A 16,220-nucleotide genomic window follows, 5' to 3' on the forward strand; every position below is an offset into this window, starting at 1 on the left:
TTCCTGTTTTTCTCCGTTCCTGATACAGGCGTCAAACATTACCAACCTCGAATGATGCTCGGATTTTGAAAACAAAAATCTGTTTCCCCGGTAGCGCCACTGCACGTGCGCCCTTATAGTGCCCCAAATGTTCGATGATCGTTCCGAAGAAGCCCAGCCGCGTTTCATGCCGCCCAATGCACCTGTCATGGTCGTTGGATTGCGTCATGCTGTGTTTCTGTCGCCCGATGGCGAGATCGAGGAACTGCCGCACGGTGCGGCGGCCAAGCGGGCACGCGCAACGCGGCCCATTCTGGTCCATACCCCGGCCTGTGCGCGGCGTTTGAAAATTGATCCGTTTGCCGCACATGATTTGCTCGAACTGTTTGCCTTTGTCCGCCCCGCACAGTTTTGCGTGCCGACCCCGCGCGGTATTGCGCTTGCCACCGGGCAAAAGCCCGCCGATGACCTGATCGGTCAGGCCGAGGCCCTGGCGGAAGCCATGAAACGGCTTTTGCAGGAACTTGCCACCCTTCACCGTAACAAACGCGGCCCGGCCCTATCCATCGCGTGGCCGATGGCACGCGGGCATTGGCCGTGGGGCGTTTCGGTTCTGGCCGCCCTTGGCGCGGATGGCGATGGCCCACATCGCTATGCGGTGTATGAAGGGCTAAAAGTCTGGAAAAAGCTTGGTGAATGGGCCGAACATGCCCCGCCACCGCCGCCCGCCAACTATCCGGTTGATCCCAAGGATGCGCGCAAGCGCCTGAAAGAACTTCTGGGCGAAGGGGCCGAGGAACGCCCGCAACAGGCCGATTATGCATCGTCTGTCTGTTCGGCCTTTGGCCCGCGCCTTCATGATGGTGCGCCCAATATCGTTCTGGCCGAGGCCGGAACAGGCACCGGCAAGACACTGGGCTATGTCGCACCGGCATCGCTTTGGGCACAAAAGAATGACGGGGCGGTGTGGATTTCGACCTATACCCGCAACCTGCAACGTCAGATCGATCAGGAACTGGATCGCCTCTATGACGATCCCAAGGACAAGCGCCTTAAGGCCGTGGTGCGTAAAGGGCGTGAAAACTATTTCTGTCTTTTGAACTTCGAAGAAGCCCAGCGCCCGCTGGCCCAGCAACCCCATCAGGCCACCCCGCTTGGCCTGATTGCCAGATGGGCATCGACCACGCGCGATGGCGATATGGTCGGTGGGGATTTCCCCGCCTGGCTGACCGAACTTCTGGGCAATCGCTTTACCGGGGCGCTGGCCGATCAGCGCGGCGAATGCATCTATGCCGCCTGCCCGCATTATTCGAAATGCTTTATCGAGAAGACCGTGCGCCGCGCCCGTTCGGCTGAAATCGTGGTCGCCAACCATGCCCTTGTCATGGTGCAGGCAGCTCTTGGCGGGCTTGATGACAGTTCGATGCCGACGCGATACGTCTTTGACGAAGGACACCATCTGTTTGATGCCGCCGACAAGGCATTTTCATCGCACCTGACCGGACAGGAAGGGCAGGAATTGCGCCGCTGGCTGCTTGGGGCCGAGCAAAAAGGATCATCGCGGGCGCGCGGTCTTAAGCAGCGTCTTGAAACCCTGATCCATGATCGTGATGAATTGCGCGATGCGGTCAATGCGGTCATCGTTGCCGCACAATGCCTTCCCGAACAGGGATGGCTTGGCCGTATTCACGACGGATCGCAACATGCCAAGGGCCCGGCAGAAGTATTTCTGGCCCATGTGCGCGCACAGGTGATGGCACGGTCCGCCGATGGGGATCGCGGCTATTCGATTGAAACCGATTGCAAACCGGCCTTGAACGAAGTTCTGGCCAGTGCGGCCGACCTTGACCGCGCACTTGAAGCCATGGAAAAACCGGCCAGATCGCTGATCAAGATCATCGCCCATATGCTTGATGAAAAGGCCGATGAACTTGACAGTGCCGAACGCCAGCGCCTTGATGCCGCCATCCGGTCCCTTGAACGCCGCGCGATCATGCAGGTCGCTGCTTGGCGTGAAATGCTGGCATCCCTGGTCGAAGAAACGCCGCCAACCTTTGTCGACTGGTTTGCGATTGAACGCCAGTTCGGCCGGGACTTTGATGTCGGCATGCATCGTCATTATCTTGACCCGACATTGCCGCTGACATCGGCACTGGCCCCCACCGCGCATGGCATGGTGGTGACGTCCGCGACCCTTCGCGATGGCACCGGGGACGAAGATTTTGACTGGGCCGTGGCCGAGGACCGCACCGGGGCATCGCACATGCCGCTTCCGGCCATCCGGGCGGCGATGAAAAGCCCCTATAATTACCGCGAACAGACCCGCGTTTTCATCGTCAATGATCTGGGCCGTGATAACCCGGACCACATTGCCGCGGCCTATCGCGAACTGTTTCTGGCATCCGGCGGTGGCGCGCTTGGCCTGTTTACCGCGATTTCACGCTTGCGCGCGATTTACGAACGGTTGACCGGGCCGATGGATGATGCGGGCCTGCAATTGCTGGCCCAGCATATTGACGGCATGGATGTTTCGACCCTGATTGATATTTTCCGGGTTGAACGCGATGCCTGCCTGCTGGGGACCGATGCGGTGCGTGACGGGGTCGATGTCCCGGGTGACAGCCTCCGTCTGATCGTGTTTGACCGCGTGCCATGGCCGCGCCCCGATATCCTGCACCGTGCGCGCAAATCGGCCTTCCACGGCGCACGCTATGACGACATGCTCACACGCCTGCGCATGAAGCAGGCCTTTGGCCGGCTTGTCCGCCGCGCCGAGGATCGCGGTGTGTTTGTCCTTCTTGATAACCGCATGCCATCACGGCTTCTGGGCGCCTTCCCCGAAGATGTCGAAGTCCAGCGTGTTGGCCTGCGCGAAGCGATTGAACAGACCCGCCTTTTCCTTGGCAATGTGCAGAACAGCGAAAACTGATTATCCGTCCGACCGCCTTTTCACTGCCGGAATTGCGTATTAAAGTCTGTCAGGCTTCTGATCCGTGAACCGCTTTTGCGAACGGCAAAAAGGATAGATCATGCATGTCATGCTGATGACCTATGGGACACGCGGTGATGTGCAGCCCTTTGTCGCCCTTGGCCGTGGTCTCATCGAAAACGGGCATCAGGTCACACTTGCCGCCCCCGAACGCTTTGCCGGTTTTGTTACGGGTCACAATCTTGAATTCGCTGCCCTTGGCGATGCGCTGATCGCGCTTATGGACGATCCGCACTTTGGCCGGGCGTCCGATCCCAAAGCATCATGGTTGCAAAAACTGATTTCTCTGTTTGCGATTGGCAAAAAGGCGCGCCGACTTCAGGACGGGCTGATCGATGATATTTTCCGCGCAATTGATCAGAACAGACCCGACGTCATTGTGTTTCATCCCAAGACCTTTGGCGCATTTCCGATTGCCAATCATTTCGGCATTCCGGTGGTCATGGCGCAACTGATCCCGTGCTTTATCCCGACCGGCGATTATCCCCATATGGGCGTCCCCGATACTGGTCTGCGAAACCGGTTCGCACGATGCTATAACCGTCTGACCGGCAAGCTTGTTTACAGGTTGTTGAACGCAACATTGCGTCGGCAATTTTGTCGCTGGGCGGCCCGACGCAAGAACGGCATTGATGGCAGGTCTTTGGACATCGTGAAATCATGCCAGTCCGGTGCCCTTCGGATCATTCATGCCTTTGGCAACGCCGTGATCCCGCGTCCGTCCGACTGGCCGAAACATGCCCGTGTCACGGGGTACTGGTTTCTCGATACCGATCCCCAAACCGGCATACCCGATCGCGCGTTGCAAGACTTTGTCGAACGCCACAAGAACCTGATTTATATCGGGTTTGGATCGATGCATGGCAATGATCCGACCGCAATGGCACAAATGATTTCAAATGCCGTTGCACAAACCGGCAAACCCGATCTGGCAGCCATTGTTGCAACCGGCTGGGGTGGTATGGATGACATTGACTGGCCATCCAATATCCTTGCGGTGCGCGAGGTCCCCCACGACTGGCTGTTTCCCAAGGTCAAAATCGTTCTTCATCACGGCGGCGCTGGTACCTGTGCGGCGGCCCTTCGCGCCGGTCGCCCGTCAATCATCATTCCGTTTTTTGGCGACCAACCATTCTGGGCCAAACGCCTTTGGACGCTGGGCGTTGCGCCAAAGCCGATAAAGCCCGCAAAACTCGATGCCGCAATTCTGGCAGACCGGATCAAGACCGTTCTTCAAACGCCGTCCTATCGCGCCAATGCCCAACATCTCGCGGGCAGGATTGCGGCCGAAGACGGGATCAACACAGCAATTGCCGAAATCATCCGTGCGGTCGAAGAAACCGACCACCCCCGGACTGCAAGCCTTTGACAGCAGCGCCCAAACCCCATAAACAGCATCATGGTCAAACCGTGATGGAACGCGATACGTGCGACGCTGCTGGCATATCAGCCTGATCTGCAGACAGTGCCTTTTGGCGCTGGTCAGCGTCCTGTTCCTGGCCAATACCATCATGTTCGGCTTCATGCATATTCCGATGGCCAAGGCCAACGGGGCGTCGCTGGCATCCATGATGGATGGCGTGGTTCGCATTCCGATTGTGATTTGTACCGGCTCCACCTTCAAAACCATTCTGGTCCGTGCCGACGGCCTGCCCGATGAACCGGCCCAAAATGCCGATACGCCTGATGGTTATGAATGTGCACTGTGTGGTTTGGGCAATTATGCCTTTGGCATGCCCGTCGCACCGGAATTGCCCAAGCTTGCCGCGATCGAGCTTAGCAACGCCGTCACCGCCCTTCATATCACCGCGACAATGCATGGCTTTTGCGCCATTGCCCCGTCGCCGCGTGCCCCGCCTGCTGTTTCCTGTCCTGTGACCAAGCACGCCTGAAAAAACGCACCCGATCGGACCAGATCCATCGGTCGCGGCGTTTTCCGGTCTGCTTTTCCTGAAATTCAAGTGCCTTTGCCGGGTCGACAAAGCTTCGACCGGGAATGCACGCATCTGGACAAGAAACATGACCAACAATTCCCGATCCTCTGAAAATCAGGGGAATACAAGCCTCTATCGCGCTGTCTGGCGCTGGCATTTCTATGCCGGTCTTTTGATCCTGCCCTTCATGATCCTGATGGCGGTCACCGGCGCGGCCTATATTTATCGCGATGAAATTGACGACTGGTATCACGCCGATCTTAAGTTTGTTGAGGCATCCGGCAATACAGCCCTTCCGATCAGTTCCCAGATCGACGCGGCCCTTCTTGCCGTTCCGGGCACCCCGGTCAAGGTGATGCCGCCCGCCGATCCGACACGCAGCAGCGAGATCGTGATTGCCGCCGATGCCGGCGGACGGCAGGCGGTTTATGTCGATCCCTATCGCGGGGATGTTTTGGGCCACATGCCCGATCGCACCACTTTGATGTGGGTGGTTCGGCGTATCCACAGTCTGGCCGAGTTCGGCACCGTCCCGAACTATGTGATTGAAATTGCATCGGGCTGGGCGATCTTGCTGGTGCTGACCGGTACCTATTTGTGGTGGCCTCGTGGCGATCAAAAAGGCGGTGTTGTCACACTCCGCGACACGCCAAAACGTCGTCGCTGGTGGCGTGATGCCCATGCGGTGACCGGTATTTTTATCGGCATTTTCATCATCTTCATGGCTGGAACCGGCATGTTCTGGTCGGTCTTCTGGGGCAAATATGCCAACGAATTTGCCAATGGCACGCCCAATGGCTATCCATCCGGGGTGCGGGTGGATGTGCCGCTTTCAACCATCCCGATGATCGAGGCCTTTGGCGAAACCAGCTGGACCAATGAAAACATCCCGCTGCCGCAATCGGTTGATGGCGGAAATGGACAAACCGCCACTCCGGGCCCGATTGGCATTGATCGTGCGGTGTCGATTTTTAACGAAATGGGCCTGACACCGGGCTATGCCATCTCGCTCCCGCGCGGGGAAACCGGCGTTTACTCTGCTTCGATCTATCCTGATGATCTGTCCCTGCAACGGGTCATTCACCTTGATCAATATTCCGGGCGACCGCTGATCGACATGGGATATGACGATTACGGCCCCTTTGGCAAAATCATGGAATTTGGCATCAATGTCCATCTGGGACAGGAATTTGGCATCGCCAACCAGATCCTGTTGCTGGTGATCTGTGGCCTGATCATTTTCATGTCGGTATCTGCGGGCGTCATGTGGTGGAAACGCCGCCCGGCTGGCGCACTTGGCGTCCCGCCGATGCCGCGTGATACCCGCAACCTTACGGTCGTAACCGTGATCCTTGCCATTGGCGGCATCATCTATCCGATGGTCGGCGCATCCATGATTGTGATCTGGCTGCTTGATTACCTGTTCGTTGTCCGTCCGCAACGCAGGCAAAGAACTGCCTGATCCCGCACGAAAACAGGTGCAGCCCGGGTCACATTCGGGCTGCACATCGCACCATCAAAATCTGGTTTCCTCGACAATATCGGCATCAATATCATGCCGGATTGCCAGTCTGAGCGCATTGAGGATCGCGATCACGTCAATGCCTTCCTGCAACAGCGCACCGGCGACCGGGGTGATGTGGCCTGCGGCGGCAAAGCCCATGGCAAGGATGGACAAAACCATACCGCCAATCACGCTTTGCAAAAGGATGCGGCGCATTGCCATGCTGATGTGAAGAAGCTCGTCAACGGTCACAAGCGATGCTTCGGGGATGACCGCCCCGGCGGCATCGGCGGTCACCGCACTTTCCTTGCCAAACGCGATACCGACCGTGGCGACCGCCAATGCCGGGGCGTCATTGATGCCATCGCCCATGAATAGGGTCGGGGCCTTGGCGGCCTCGGCCCGGACGATGGCGACTTTCTGTTCCGGGCTTTGCGAGGCAAGGCTGTCGCGGATGCCAAGCAGGTCGGAAAGATAGCTGACCTCGCTTTCGCGGTCGCCCGACAGCAACATGACTTTTTTGAAATGATGGATCGCGCCCAGATGCCCGACGAAATTTTCGCCCTCGGCCCGCGGGGTATCGCGGAAACGAAAAGTCGCGCCATACTGCCCGTCAATCAGCACCACGCATTCCAGCCCCGCCGCCGTTTCCGGCAGAAGGGCCGCGATTTTCGGATCGGATTTCACCAGCTTGTTGCGATGGGTCACCACCACATCATGGCCGTCGACCTGCCCGCTTAGACCCTGTCCGGGTTTTTCGGATGCGTGGGAGACTTCATCAAGGGGCAAATTTCGGAGCCGGGCTTCTTTGAGAACCGCCGATGCCAGCGGATGCTTGGAATAACGTTCAAGCCCGGCCGTCAAACGCAACACCAGATCGGCATCAAAACCCGGCCACGCCAAAACATCAACCAGTTCAGGTCGGCCATAGGTCAGGGTGCCGGTCTTGTCAAAAATCGCGGTCTGACAGGTCGGCAATCGTTCAAGTACGGTCGGGTCGCGAATGACAATGCCCCGCCGTGCGGCAATCGAAATCGCACTCATCACCGTGATCGGAATGGCAATCAGAAGCGGACAGGGTGTCGCCACCACGAGGACCGCCAGAAACCGCGATGAATCCCCGCTCAGATACCCGACAATAATGGCAAACAACAATGCCGCCGGGGCAAACCACGCCCCGATCTGATCGCCAAGGCGGCGGATATGCGGGCGTTTTTGTTCGGCCTCGGCCATGACATTCATGATCTGGGCATAACGGGAATCACGTGCGCGTTTTTCCGCCCGGATGATCAGGACCGCCTCGCCATTGATCGCACCTGACAGGACTGCCGTTCCCGGTGCCTTTGACACGACATAGGGTTCCCCCGTCAGATAGCTTTCATCCATCGTGCCATGCCCGTCGACAACCGTGCCATCGACCGGGGCGGTTTCATGGGGAAAGACCGCAATCAGGTCATTGATTGCAATATCATCAAGGGCAATGTCGGCAATTTCGCCATCGGCATCCTTGCGGTGCGCGACACTGGGCATGCGGCGTGCCAGCGCATTCAGGGCAGAGGATGCCTTGCGCATGGCAAAGCTTTCAAGAACCTGCCCGCCGGTCAGCATCAGAATGATCAGACTGGCCGCCAGATATTCATCCAGCACAATGCCCGTGACAAAGGAAATCGCAGCCAGAAAATCCGCCCCCATTTCCCGTCTGAGCAACTTGATGGCAAGCTGCCCGAGGATCGGCAATCCGCCCAATACAAACAGGATAAAAAGTGGAATATCGGCCGTTCGATATGCCCCGATCTGCTCGGGTGCGCCCCACATCAGGACAAAATGCCCCGCCATGGCAATCAGCGTCACCGCCAGAATGGCCCGGTTCAGCGCGGGCGCAGACAGGGCGTCATCAATCCGCGCAAGAACCCTGTCAATCGCGTGATCCGTCATGCCGCCTCCGAACATCATTACATTATCATGGCGTAAAATGAATGATAACGCCAGCGTTCAGGAAACAGCCAAAAGGCGGTCAGAGACGGATCAAAGACCGATCAAACCCCGATCAGACGCGCGCGACCTTGCCCATTGCCATCGACACCATCAAATAGCTGAAGCCCGAAGACAACAGATTGATGCCCAAAAGCAATCCGATCGCCCAGGTGGCCGAACTTGGCAATTCGGCAAAGATCAGGATACCGGCAAGAATGGCGATCGCGCCTGAAAACAGCATCCATTTCCAGCCGGGAAACTGTTGCAGCCACATCCCCATGACAAGCTCGAACAAGCCATGCAGGATAAAGCCGATCGCCAGCAACACAGTAAGCGTCACAATCCCGCCAAGCGGCAGGAACGCCAGCCACACACCAATCACGCCAAATACAAGCCCCTGAATGATATCAACACCGCGGCGTGTCGGGGTATCGGCATTCCAGGCCCCGTAAAAATGGCCAAGTGCGCCGATGATAAACAGCCAGCCAATGATCGTCTTGAACGCAATCGTGGTCGCAAACGGAAACGCCACCGCAAGGATCCCCAGCACCAGCATGACCACGCCAATATTGCGAAGCCGCTTGCGGCCCTTGTCAAGAAGTCCGCGCATTTCCGGGGTGCCGTCATTTACGATCTGGGTCATTGGCTTGCTCCTGCCTGACTGCGGTTTGTATCAACAGCTTCAACTCAAAATAGTTCATTTTGTTCCGACTGAATACAAAAGTTTATGAATTGCAATATGTTGGGAAGCTGTGATTGGCGGTGTCCCTAACCAAGGCCGGGATGAAAAACCGGTTCTGAAACCGCCCCGGCAAGGTCTTGAAACCCGGCCTTTGGCGAAAAAATTTCACCCCTGTTTTGCGCCGCCTGATGGTCATCCGGATGCACAGGGCACGGGTGGCCTGCCATTGCGGGACTTTCTGGAAGTATTATAAAGAAATAGTGATAACTGGTTCACAAATGCAGGCTTTGACAGGCCGGTTTCAAAGGTCTATTGAAAATCCGTATCTTTCCAATCTGGATAGAAAGCCGTGAGAACCACCCGAAACACCATACCGGTCGTTCGACGCACACTGTCACTCTTTGTCGGGTGGCTGTTGCTGGTGAACGCCCTGATGTTCGGGTTCATGCATGCGCCTGTCGCCCTTGCATCAGTTCCAAGCGGCATTGAAACTTCCGATGTGACCTATGTGCCGTTGATCATCTGTACGGCAAACGGCATCAAAACCATTTCGGTTCCCGCCGAGATCGCCAAGGATGGCGGCACATCGCCGCACAGCTCGGACGCTTATGAAGGCTTCCAGTGCGCCAGTTGCGGTCTTGGCAATCATGCCGTGGGCATGCCCGTCGAACCGGAACTTCCGCAAGTTCACCGCATCCGGCTGTCAAATCAGGTTACGGCCCTTCATATTACGGCCCGCCTGCATGATTTCTGCCCGATTGCGGCATCACCGCGCGCCCCGCCCGCTTTGATCTGATTTTGTTTCGGCTGCGTTGGGCGGTTTTGCGCCACTGATGTATCCAGACGCCCGGAATCCGTGCCTGAAACAGTTGTCCTTGCCCATCCAATCGGGCCATCCCGGATGCCATGCCGGGTCAAAAGACTGGTGTCGATACGCGACCCCGCACTTGCCGCGTATCCTGATTTTGCCAATGGGGGACAACCCATGAACAAACAAGACGCCTTTGAACTGCTTGAAAAACTGGCGGAGCCGGCAGCTCTTAACCTGCCCGCAGATGCCAGCATCGGCCACCATGCCGAAGATCAGACCTATATCTATCTTCTGGCAAGCGGCCTTGCGCTTCGGTGCAAATATACAGAAGACGGTGAAAGACAGGTCTGCCGGGTCTATCGTCCCGGTGACTTTATCGGGCTTGAGATGCTCGCAGTCAGTGATCCGTCACTGGTGATCGAAACCATTGCGCCATCGATCATCAAACGCCTGCCGATCCAGCGGGTGCAAGCCGCCCAGCAAAAGGATCGGCATATACAGGCTGCGGTCATGTCACTGCTTGCGACCGAGGTCATGGACGCCCAGCAGCTTAAAATAAGCTTTGGCACCGGATCGGCGATGCGGCGCATCTGCCGGTTCCTGCTTTGGGCGTCGCACAAGGATCAGGTTGCCCTGCCCAACCGTGAAAAGCTTGGCAATATCATTGCGACCACGACCGAAACGGCCAGTCGCATGATCGCCAATCTCAAACGTGAAGGGGCCATTTCCAAAAGCCCGGCCTTGCCAACCGTCATGCAGATCAATCGTGACAAACTCTGCAAGGGGGCGGGCGAAGCCCCGCAACAATCCGCGGCCTGAAATGCCGATCCGCGCGATCCAGGCCGATCCGGTCAAACCAAAAGGTGCATGGCATTTTGTCATGCACCTTTTTTCATGGTTTTCGGGAAATGGCCCGCGGCACTATTGGCTTAGCAGGCCAAAGGGCTAGTGGGCGGTATTGCCATGACCGCTAAGCGGGAAGTGGGTCGGCGCGATTTTGTTGGCCTTGAGCAACGCTTCCATGTCGGTTGCCGAAACCGGCTTGCTGAAATAGAAGCCCTGAACTTCGTCGACACCCTCGGATGCGATATGTTCAAGCTGGGTTTCGGTTTCGATGCCTTCGACATTGACCGCCATGCCAAATGACCGCGCCAGGAACACCACCGCACGCACAATCGCGGCATTGCCGTCTGAACTATCGATATCAATGATAAAGGACCGGTCGATCTTGATCTTGTCGACCGGGAACCGTTTCAGATAGGCCAGCGACGAATAGCCGGTGCCGAAATCATCAATCGCGATCCGGATACCCTGATTACGCAAAATGCCCAATGTGATGGCCGCTTCGCGCGGATTGTCCATCACCGCACCTTCGGTGACTTCGAATTGCAGCTGACGCGGATTAAGCCCCGACCGCGACAGAACTTCTCCGACACTTTCGATCAGATCTTCATGACGGGCCAGTTCAAGCGGCGACAGATTGACCGAAATCGTCAAGTCGCCATATCCGTCATCGCGCCAGGCGCGGGTCTGTTCGCATGCACGGGTCAAAACCCATTTGCCGATATCGCCGATAATGCCCATGCGTTCGGCCACCGGGATGAAATCGACCGGACTGACCGGCCCGCGCGACGGGCTGAACCAGCGTACAAGTGCCTCCATCCCGATGATGCGATGCCCGCCCATATCAATGATCGGCTGATAGAACAGTTCAAGTTCGTCATTTTCGATCGCATGGCTCAGATCGCGTTCCATCGCCTTGCGTTCCTGGACCTCGACCTGCAATTTCGGTTCAAAGAAATGATACCGGTTGCGGCCTTCGGCCTTGGAGCAATAAAGCGCCAGATCGGCATTGCGCAAAAGGTCCTTTTCGTCGCGACCATCTTGCGGATACATGCAAATCCCGACCGATGTCGATGCCTGCACCTCGTTACCATCAAGCATGAAGCGTTCGGACACCCGTTCAATCAGGCGCTGGGCAACAAAGGTGACTTCCTCGACCGAACCCGGTTCATGGATCAGAACCGCAAATTCGTCACCACCAAGCCGGGCCACCACATCCTCGTTGCGCAGGCAGACGCGCATGCGCTCCCCCACCCCCTGTAAGAGTAGGTCGCCGATAGGATGACCAAGCGTGTCGTTGATATCCTTGAAGTTATCAAGATCGAACATCATCAGCACAAAATTGCGCCGTTCGCGTTTGGACCGTTCGACCGCCGCGGCAAGGCGTTCCTGGAACAGGGTGCGGTTGGGAAGCCCGGTCAACCCGTCATGATGGGCCAGAAACTGAATGCGGGCTTCGCTGCGTTTGCGGTCGGTAATGTCAGTGATCGATCCTTCGATCAGGCTCGGCCGGCCCTTTTCATCGCGGACCAGACGGGCATTTTCCTCGACCCAGATGATCTTGCCATCCGTGCGGCGCAGTTCGGTTTCAAAACCGTGGATCGCACCATCGCGCATCAACCGCCCCGTAAGGCGCAACCGGCTGACCGGATTAAGGTAATGATGCTGAAGTTCCTCACCCTGGGCCATCAATTCATCAACGGATTCATATCCCAGGATCGACACAAAGGCCGGGTTGGCCGACAGGACCGGGCCAAGTGGCCGGCTTTGATAAAGGCCTTCGGCGGAGTTTTCGAAAATCCCGCGGAATTTTTCCTCGGCATGGCGCAGCGCGCGTTCAACCGCAAGCTTTTCGGTCACGTCCTGCCCGATACAGATCACACCGGCAACATCGCCATCCTCGCCGAAATGCGCACGCGCATTCCACTGCAACAGGCGGATTTCCCCGTCGCGTCGTTTGAACGAAAACACTTCATCCTTGATGATTTCACCCGATAACAGGCGGCGCACAGCCATGCGCACCCGCGCTCGGTCGCTTTCGATCAACAGGAAATCAAAGAAGTTCTGACCGGCGGCCTCCATCCAGGAATAGCCAAAGGTCCATTCGCATTCGCGGTTATATTCAAGAATGCGTCCTTCGGAATCCAAAAACAGGATCACGCTGCCCGCAGTCTGGACCAGCGCACGATAGCGTTCCTGACGACGACGCAGATCATATTCCGCCTGCCGACTTTTGGTGATGTCGGTAATTGTGACGCTATATCCCAGAAGCCCGCCGCCCTCGCCGCGGATTTCGGTTGCGTTGAAGCGCACCCAGATCTGACTGCCGTCCGAGCGGCGCATTTCAATATCGCGGGCCTGAACACCGATGCCGTTCGCCAGATCACGGCGCAACTGGATGCGGTCACTGTCCTGTGCATAGAAGGATTCCGGACGGCGCAAATAGGCCTGCATGACCTCGCGCACGGAATCATAATTAAACAGGCTCGCGGTTTCTTCGTTCACACTGGTAATGGTGCCATCGGCACTCAGTTCAATGATCCCGTGAACCGCATGTTCAAGTGCGCGGCGATAGCTTTCCTCGCGGGTGCGTTCCTGTCCAAACAGAACCACGAAATCGGCCCCGAACAGCGGCATGCATTGCCATTGGAAGAAACGCTGTCCGTAATGGACCGTGCGCGAATTTTCCGCATCAAATTGCGGTCCGTCATGATCGACAAGGGCGCGCTGATCGCTGGGATGGGCCAAGGCAAACGGGGTGACAAACCCCATTTCAAGCGCAACCTGTTCTGCCGCACTGTTGGCACAGCGCAACGCACCGCCACGTTCAAAAATCAAAACCGGTTGCGGCGATATCAGGCTGCCCATGCCCGATGACACATCATCATCCATCACCAGCAGACGGATGTAATCATGTCCGCCCACGGTTAATTTCCAGCCAAACAGAACCCTGTCGGTGCCTTTGACCTCTGATGTGCGGCTGTGATAACCGCCTTTTTCAAGGATTTCGTCTGCCAGATCGGGCAACAGTTGCGCCAGGCAGCCAAGATCATCGATCTTGTGCCATTCGGACTCTTCCAGGGACTTGTCGAACCAGGGAATCCATAACGAATTGACAAGAAGTCGCTTGCGGACAGGATCAAACAATCCAGCCGGCATACGCAGGTGGCTGATCAATGCCGCCAATGTGTCGACGGAATTGATTGCTTTGATGTCTCCCATATCCGCTTTAATCGTCATATTCGTTATCGCTGCGAGACCATAACTGCTACCCCATGCACTGCAAAGGCAATTTTTCCCCAAAGAGAGCAGGCAGCCATTTTATTTCGCTATTATTTTGATCCGACGTGTTTTTTTATTTTGCCCGAGACACGTGCGTCATTCGACGCATTTTTAACCCCCGCGTGACCGGCGCAAACAGATTGCGCCAGATTTTCCTACGCAATCATTAAAATCCAAAAAATTTAATTGCTTAACTGTTGCCCGTAAATTGTTATCAGCTTACCATTTGAACGCCTAATGGTTGTCACAGTTTGGCGGTATCCCCGTCAAATGTCCGCAGAGACGCGTTTCTGACACCCATATTGGAAAGGAGTAACCAACGTGATTTCGCATCAGGACGCCTTGATCTACACAATGGTTATGGTTTCGGCCGCCGATAACGACATTACCGATGCCGAACTTTCTGCGATGGGACGCCGGGTGCGTTACCTTCCGATTTTTGCCGGGTTTGACAATGACGGGGTGACCACGGTTGCCCGCGATTGCGCAAGTCTGCTTGGCGAAGAAGACGGGATGGACCGTGCCCTGACGATGATTCGCGACGCCCTCCCGCGCAAATTGCGCGAGACCGCCTATGTCTTTGCCTGCGAAATTGTTTTGTCTGACGGTGAAATCAGCCAGGAAGAATTGCGTATCCTTGAACTCCTGCGTCACCGGCTTGATATCGATCGGCTTGTGGGTGCGGCAATCGAACGGGCCATGGCCGCCCGCTATGTCCGCCCCGGCGATTTTTAAGACCGACCCGGCACACCAGACTGTATGCTCACTGTTATGCTCAATGTATGGTCCGGATCGCCCGGCTCTGCCGACCGTAACCGTCCCGCACGGGACAACACAAAACACAACATTATAAATCAGCATTACCTGAAAGAACGAGGCCCGTCTGATTGAAGTTGTGGCATAACAAGCGCATTTCGGGCATGGTCCCCTTGAAATCGCAGCTTTCATCCATGCCGCAATGTGATATGGCCTTGCCAACATGTTTTGCCGCACATGCGCCCGTCCGGCGCAGGTGCGGTTGCGTATCGACGTAACTGTTTTCGCCCACCGCCAAAAAGGGACTGCTGTCATGACTGCTCTTTCCGGGGAAAAGATTGCCTTTATCGGACTTGGACTGATGGGGCGCCCGATGGCGCTGAACCTTGAAAAGGCGGGTGCCCACCTGACGGTCAATACCCGCAATCCCGAAACGCTCAATGCCTTTGAAGATCTTGGTATTGCAACGGCCGGCACACCGGCCGATGCCGTGTCCGATGCCGATATCGTCATCATTTGTGTTGCCAACACCCCGGCCCTTGAAAACGTCCTTCTGGGCGAAGACGGGGTTATTGACGGCATGGAAGAAGGCACAATCGTCATCGATATGGGCACCACGGCAGTTGATGCGACACGCCGGTTTGCCGATGCGGTCGAAGATGCCGGTGGCAAATGGATCGACGCCCCGGTGTCGGGCGGAACCCATGGTGCGGAAAACGGCACATTATCGATCATGGTCGGTGCTGATCCCGAAGATTTCGAACGCGCCCACCGCGTCTTTGAAGTTCTGGGGGCCCGCGTGACCCATGTTGGCGATGTCACATCGGGTCAGATCGCCAAGGCCGCCAACCAGATGATTGTCGGCATTACCATCGGCGCCGTCGCCGAAGCCTTTTCCATGGCCGATGAAGCCGGTGTCGATCTTGGCAAGCTGCGCTCGGCATTGACCGGGGGCTTTGCCGATTCTGCGATCTTGCAGAAACATGGCGAACGTATGATCGAACGCAATTTCGAACCGGGCGGCAAGGTCGTCACCCAGCGCAAGGACCTTTATCAGGCGCTTGATTTCTCCGAAGGCGAGCTTGGCCTTGAATTGCCGATCACCCGTCTGGTGATGGAACTCTATGACGAAGTCATCGCCATGGGGGACGGTGATCTTGATCATTCGGCCCTGATCAAAGTCTATGAAGAAGACTGACGAAAACCGCATCGAACTGACATCGGTACTGACCTGTCCGGAATGCGGTCATGTCAGTACCGAAACCATGCCGACGGACGCCTGCCAGTATTTCTATGACTGCACGGGATGCGGTGCAGTTTTGCGCCCCCTTCCAGGGGATTGCTGTGTGTATTGCTCATACGGCACCGTCCCCTGCCCGCCGGTGCAGCTGCATGGCAAAAATGCCGATTGCTGCGCCCCGACCCGATCGGGTGTTCCACCGCACGACTAGGCTGTTACCGGATTT

Annotated in this window: 12 protein-coding genes; 9 read left to right on the forward strand and 3 right to left on the reverse strand. The window is 56.7% G+C overall.

What is annotated here, in order from left to right; all coding sequences use genetic code 11:
• Positions 1-127 precede the first annotated feature (127 nt).
• The 4 genes from M9H61_RS08205 to M9H61_RS08220 all read left to right on the forward strand — a co-directional run bounded on the left by M9H61_RS08205 (position 128) and on the right by M9H61_RS08220 (position 6,364).
• Complete coding sequence (locus tag M9H61_RS08205) at positions 128-2,908, forward strand: ATP-dependent DNA helicase (RefSeq protein ID WP_250284439.1); 2,781 nt, start codon at positions 128-130, stop codon at positions 2,906-2,908.
• A 100-nt stretch (positions 2,909-3,008) separates the two neighbouring features.
• Positions 3,009-4,337, forward strand: coding sequence for a glycosyltransferase (locus M9H61_RS08210; protein WP_250284441.1), 1,329 nt, complete (start codon positions 3,009-3,011; stop codon positions 4,335-4,337).
• A gap of 103 nt (positions 4,338-4,440) precedes the next feature.
• Positions 4,441-4,860 (forward strand): DUF2946 family protein, encoded by a 420-nt coding sequence (locus tag M9H61_RS08215; protein ID WP_250284444.1) that lies wholly within the window; start codon positions 4,441-4,443, stop codon positions 4,858-4,860.
• A 127-nt stretch (positions 4,861-4,987) separates the two neighbouring features.
• On the forward strand, positions 4,988-6,364 hold the full coding sequence (locus tag M9H61_RS08220; protein ID WP_250284446.1) for a PepSY domain-containing protein: 1,377 nt from the start codon (positions 4,988-4,990) through the stop codon (positions 6,362-6,364).
• Between the two features lie 54 nt (positions 6,365-6,418).
• Here M9H61_RS08220 and M9H61_RS08225 read toward each other — a convergent pair whose 3' ends face one another.
• Together M9H61_RS08225 and M9H61_RS08230 are read right to left on the reverse strand one after the other, a co-directional pair.
• Positions 6,419-8,341: a heavy metal translocating P-type ATPase gene (locus M9H61_RS08225; protein WP_250284448.1), complete on the reverse strand. Its 1,923-nt coding sequence runs from the start codon at positions 8,339-8,341 to the stop codon at positions 6,419-6,421.
• 112 nt (positions 8,342-8,453) lie between these two features.
• Positions 8,454-9,023: an HdeD family acid-resistance protein gene (locus tag M9H61_RS08230; RefSeq protein WP_068517590.1), complete on the reverse strand. Its 570-nt coding sequence runs from the start codon at positions 9,021-9,023 to the stop codon at positions 8,454-8,456.
• 388 nt (positions 9,024-9,411) lie between these two features.
• Between M9H61_RS08230 and M9H61_RS08235 the strand changes: the two genes are divergently transcribed.
• Together M9H61_RS08235 and M9H61_RS08240 are read left to right on the forward strand one after the other, a co-directional pair.
• Positions 9,412-9,858: a DUF2946 family protein gene (locus M9H61_RS08235; protein ID WP_068517587.1), complete on the forward strand. Its 447-nt coding sequence runs from the start codon at positions 9,412-9,414 to the stop codon at positions 9,856-9,858.
• 189 nt (positions 9,859-10,047) lie between these two features.
• Complete coding sequence (locus M9H61_RS08240; RefSeq protein WP_101247479.1) at positions 10,048-10,692, forward strand: Crp/Fnr family transcriptional regulator; 645 nt, start codon at positions 10,048-10,050, stop codon at positions 10,690-10,692.
• 126 nt (positions 10,693-10,818) lie between these two features.
• Here the strand turns inward: M9H61_RS08240 and M9H61_RS08245 are convergent, their stop codons facing one another.
• A complete protein-coding gene (locus M9H61_RS08245) occupies positions 10,819-13,956 on the reverse strand; it encodes an EAL domain-containing protein (protein ID WP_250284450.1) in 3,138 nt (1,045 codons plus the stop codon).
• A 363-nt stretch (positions 13,957-14,319) separates the two neighbouring features.
• Between M9H61_RS08245 and M9H61_RS08250 the strand changes: the two genes are divergently transcribed.
• The 3 genes from M9H61_RS08250 (at position 14,320) to M9H61_RS08260 (ending at position 16,205) form a co-directional block, all read left to right on the forward strand.
• Positions 14,320-14,733 (forward strand): tellurite resistance TerB family protein, encoded by a 414-nt coding sequence (locus M9H61_RS08250; protein ID WP_082817709.1) that lies wholly within the window; start codon positions 14,320-14,322, stop codon positions 14,731-14,733.
• Between the two features lie 334 nt (positions 14,734-15,067).
• The gene (locus M9H61_RS08255; RefSeq protein ID WP_068517657.1) at positions 15,068-15,952 is read left to right on the forward strand and encodes an NAD(P)-dependent oxidoreductase; all 885 of its coding nucleotides are present in this window, start codon (positions 15,068-15,070) and stop codon (positions 15,950-15,952) included.
• A complete protein-coding gene (locus M9H61_RS08260; RefSeq protein WP_250284452.1) occupies positions 15,939-16,205 on the forward strand; it encodes a GDCCVxC domain-containing (seleno)protein in 267 nt (88 codons plus the stop codon). The genes M9H61_RS08255 and M9H61_RS08260 overlap by 14 nt, the downstream gene beginning before the upstream one ends.
• Positions 16,206-16,220 lie beyond the last annotated feature (15 nt).

The sequence above is a fragment of the Thalassospira sp. GO-4 genome (assembly GCF_023588965.1).
Lineage (GTDB): Bacteria > Pseudomonadota > Alphaproteobacteria > Rhodospirillales > Thalassospiraceae > Thalassospira > Thalassospira povalilytica.

Excerpts from the sequence above, each read along its gene's own strand:
- M9H61_RS08205 (WP_250284439.1), top strand. The coding sequence starts at position 128 with ATGTTCGATGATCGTTCCGAAGAAGCCCAGCCGCGTTTCATGCCGCCC.
- M9H61_RS08210 (WP_250284441.1), top strand. The coding sequence starts at position 3,009 with ATGCATGTCATGCTGATGACCTATGGGACACGCGGTGATGTGCAGCCC.
- M9H61_RS08220 (WP_250284446.1), top strand. The coding sequence starts at position 4,988 with ATGACCAACAATTCCCGATCCTCTGAAAATCAGGGGAATACAAGCCTC.
- M9H61_RS08225 (WP_250284448.1), bottom strand. The coding sequence starts at position 8,341 with ATGACGGATCACGCGATTGACAGGGTTCTTGCGCGGATTGATGACGCC.
- M9H61_RS08230 (WP_068517590.1), bottom strand. The coding sequence starts at position 9,023 with ATGACCCAGATCGTAAATGACGGCACCCCGGAAATGCGCGGACTTCTT.
- M9H61_RS08240 (WP_101247479.1), top strand. The coding sequence starts at position 10,048 with ATGAACAAACAAGACGCCTTTGAACTGCTTGAAAAACTGGCGGAGCCG.
- M9H61_RS08245 (WP_250284450.1), bottom strand. The coding sequence starts at position 13,956 with ATGACGATTAAAGCGGATATGGGAGACATCAAAGCAATCAATTCCGTC.
- M9H61_RS08255 (WP_068517657.1), top strand. The coding sequence starts at position 15,068 with ATGACTGCTCTTTCCGGGGAAAAGATTGCCTTTATCGGACTTGGACTG.
- M9H61_RS08260 (WP_250284452.1), top strand. The coding sequence starts at position 15,939 with ATGAAGAAGACTGACGAAAACCGCATCGAACTGACATCGGTACTGACC.